Below are 3,110 nucleotides of genomic sequence, written 5' to 3' on the forward strand. Positions count from 1 at the left end.
CCCGCGCCCCCCCCGGGGCCGCCGCCCGCCACCCGGGGCGGCCCCGGGGCGGGGCGGGGGTCTTTTCCGGGCCTGTAAATCGACCCCGGCACAGCCAGGTGCCACGATCATCCGCGTACGGAGCCCGACCGGCCGGAAGGACACCATGCCCGCCTACGTCATAGCCCACCTGCAAGAGGCCGCCCCGCACCCGGAGATCGCCGAGTACGTCGAGCGCATCCCCGCCACCTTCGCACCGTACGGCGGCCGCTTCCTGGTGCACGTCACGCAGCACGAGGTGAAGGAGGGCGCCTGGCCCGGACATGTCGTGGTGATCGGCTTTCCCGGCATCGCCGAGGCGCGGGCCTGGTGGGACTCGCCCGCCTACCAGGAGATCGCGCCGCTGCGCTCGCGGCACGTCGGGGGCGACATCATCCTGGTCGAAGGCGTCCCCGAGGACTACGACCCGGCCGTCACCGCGAAGGCCATGCGGGAGGCCCTGTCCGCCGGCCAGCCGACCGGCCCGGAATGAACCCGCCTGCGCCCGGCCGGGCTGTGGGGCGATGGGGCAGCGGCCCCGGCCGGACGCGGGCGGGCACGTCCGTCGGCGTGCGCGGCCGGCCCGCGCGCCGGGCTGCCGCCGCGGCCGTGCGTGCTGCTGCGCGGCCGGACCCGCGCGGGACGGACCCGCGCGGGACGCGCCGCGCTCAGCCGCCGGCGCCGGGCTCCGCAGTCGCCGTCCGGCCGCTCCTCCTCTCCTTCATCCCCTTCCTCCCCTTCCTCCCGTTCCTCCCGTTCCTCGGGCCGAGGATCTTGGCCATGGTGCCGGTGCGGTACAGCGTGACCTGCGTGACGATCTGCAGCGCTACCCAGGTCACCGCGTACAGGACGCCGTCGACGGCGGGGACGGAGTCGACCGGCAGCGTGTAGGCCATGACGACGCGCAGCACCGCGTCCACGAGCAGCCCCACGCCCCACAACACTGTCAGGGCGCGCCAGACGCGCCGGAAACCGGCGTCGCCCTGCCACACCCGCTCCAGCCGTGCGGCCCGGCCCGGCATCAGAGAGACCAGGGCCTGGTAGGTGAAGGGGCGCGAGGTCGCGAGGGTGACCAGCAGCCACACCCCGGCCAGCCCGGTGAACACGCCGTTGCGGGCCAGGGCCAGCCGCGGACTGCCGGAGAGGAGCGAGCCGGCCGCGCCGGCCGCGAGGACGGCCAGGGTGAACACGCCGATGGCGTCGAGCCTGCGGTGCCGAACGGCGGAGTACAGCGTGTGCGCGGCGGGCGCGGAACCGCTGATCAGCAGGGCGGCGAGTTCACCGAACCCGGCGCCGCGCAGCAGGTAGTAGAGCGCGACCGGCAGGACGATGTCGCACAGGACGGTCACGGCGAATCCCCAGCGCGGGGACGACGCGTCGTCCGCCCGGTCGTCGCCGTCGGTGCCAGGGGGATCGGAGGCGTGCGGGTCCGGGACTTCCTGGGGGGAGGCGGGAGTGGACAAGGCGTGCTCCTGGCGGGTGTGGGGGGAAAGGGTCGGTCACGCGGGCTGCGTGCAGCGGTCGACGACCTGGACCAGCTCCCGTCCGCAGCGGTCCAGATCGAGGTTCACGTCCAGCATCCGGTGGCACAGCAGACTGTGGAGCGCGCCGCGGATGACCAGCGCGGTGGTGAAGGAGTCGAAGGAGCCGAACTCGCCCGCCCGCCGCCCGGCGTCCAGCAGGTCCACGAGCTCCGCGAGGGACAGCGCCCTCTCCTTGAGGTCCTCCAGCCCCTCGATCCGCTCGCGGCGGACCGTCGCCACGATGTCCATGAGGGCCAGCGTGTACTCGGGGCGGCAGCCGATGAAGTCGACGTGCGAGCGGATGTAGGCACCGAGTTTGCCGCGGTACGTCGTCTCCTGCCCGACGCGGCACGTGACGGCCTCCCGCAGGGTCCGGAAGATGGTGTCGACGACTTCGGCGATCAGCTCCGGTTTGCCGGCGAAGTGGTACGAGATCATGCCGGTACTGCTCAGCCCGGCATGTTTGGCGATGCGCTGCAACGAGGCGTGGGAGTAGCCCACTTCGGCCACCGTCTCGATGGCCGCCTGGACGATCTGAGCCCTCCGTGCTTGCTGGGTGAAGGTGCGGGAAGCGGTCTTCTGCTCTTTGGTCATCAGGCTCGGCACTTCACGTGGTCACGACGTGCGGGTGGGTGGGGTGTCACGGTCTTGCTCGCGCGCGGCCTCCGGCGCCGTCTCCGGGGGGTCCACCGGATGCCGTACGGCCAGGTCGCGCACCGCCTCCACGTGCCGCATCAGCGCGACGGCCCCCCGGCGCCACTGCGCCTCGCCCGGACCGCCGCCCGCGCGCACGGCCCGGGCGAAACCGCGCAGGCTGCCCTGGAGCTGGTCGGCCGCGGGCAGGGTGAGACGCTCCTCGCGGTCCTGCTCCTCCAGCATCAGCAGCGGCTGGTGGGCCGGGGGAGGGGTGAACGCGCGGGTCACCGTCAGCCGGGCGCGATCCCCCCACAGGGTGTACGACGACCCGTAGGCGTGCTCGAAGCCGAACGAGACCTCGGCCAGCACCCCGGACGCCGACACCAGCAGCGCCTGCCCCGACAGGTCGAGCCCGTCGCAGGCCCGCACGCGCAGCGTCGCACCGGCGACCCGCAGGTCCGGCCCCAGCAGCAGGGCCGCGGCCCGCAGCGGGTACACGCCCACGTCGAGCAGTGCCCCGCCGCCCAGTCCGGCGTCGTAGCGGATGTCGCCGGCGGGCAGCGGCGGGATGCAGAACGACGCCCGGAAGGAGCTCAGCCGGCCCAGCCGGCCCTCGCGCACCAGCCGCGCGGCGTGCTCGTGCTGCGGGTGGTGCAGGAACATGAAGTTCTCCCGCAGCACCAGCCCGCGCTCCTCGGCCAGGGCGCACAGCCGGCGCGCCTCGTCGGCCGTCGTGCCGATCGGCTTCTCCACCAGGACGTGCTTGCCGGCGAGCAGCGCCCGCTCGGCCCAGACGTGGTGCAGGGCGGTGGCCGTGGAGACGTACACCGCCTCCACGTCGGGCCGCTTCAGCAGCGCCTCGTAGTCCGGCTCCGGCGCGCAGCCGAACTCCTCGGCGAACCGGGCCGCGCGGTCCGCCGAGCGGCCCGCGAC

4 protein-coding genes are annotated in these 3,110 nt (G+C 74.1%); 1 reads left to right on the forward strand and 3 read right to left on the reverse strand.

The genetic code is table 11. The features are described from left to right. Positions 1-145 precede the first annotated feature (145 nt). Positions 146-511 carry a DUF1330 domain-containing protein gene (locus AB0L29_RS24735; protein ID WP_365829938.1) on the forward strand — a complete coding sequence of 122 codons (366 nt, stop codon included), beginning with the start codon at positions 146-148 and terminating at the stop codon, positions 509-511. 175 nt (positions 512-686) lie between these two features. Here the strand turns inward: AB0L29_RS24735 and AB0L29_RS24740 are convergent, their stop codons facing one another. From AB0L29_RS24740 to AB0L29_RS24750, 3 genes are all read right to left on the reverse strand, one after another. Further along, positions 687-1,481, reverse strand: coding sequence for a VC0807 family protein (locus AB0L29_RS24740; RefSeq protein WP_365829939.1), 795 nt, complete (start codon positions 1,479-1,481; stop codon positions 687-689). A 36-nt stretch (positions 1,482-1,517) separates the two neighbouring features. Continuing rightward, positions 1,518-2,135, reverse strand: coding sequence for a TetR/AcrR family transcriptional regulator (locus AB0L29_RS24745; RefSeq protein ID WP_365829940.1), 618 nt, complete (start codon positions 2,133-2,135; stop codon positions 1,518-1,520). A gap of 21 nt (positions 2,136-2,156) precedes the next feature. Beyond that, positions 2,157-3,110: Gfo/Idh/MocA family oxidoreductase (locus AB0L29_RS24750; RefSeq protein ID WP_365829941.1), on the reverse strand; the 954-nt coding region annotated here is incomplete at its 5' end.

It is taken from the genome of Streptomyces sp. NPDC052701, from assembly GCF_040678355.1.
Lineage (GTDB): Bacteria > Actinomycetota > Actinomycetes > Streptomycetales > Streptomycetaceae > Streptomyces.

Bases quoted from the DNA above. Each gene is read 5' to 3' on its own strand.
- AB0L29_RS24735 (WP_365829938.1), top strand. From the start codon at position 146: ATGCCCGCCTACGTCATAGCCCACCTGCAAGAGGCCGCCCCGCACCCG.
- AB0L29_RS24745 (WP_365829940.1), bottom strand. From the start codon at position 2,135: ATGACCAAAGAGCAGAAGACCGCTTCCCGCACCTTCACCCAGCAAGCA.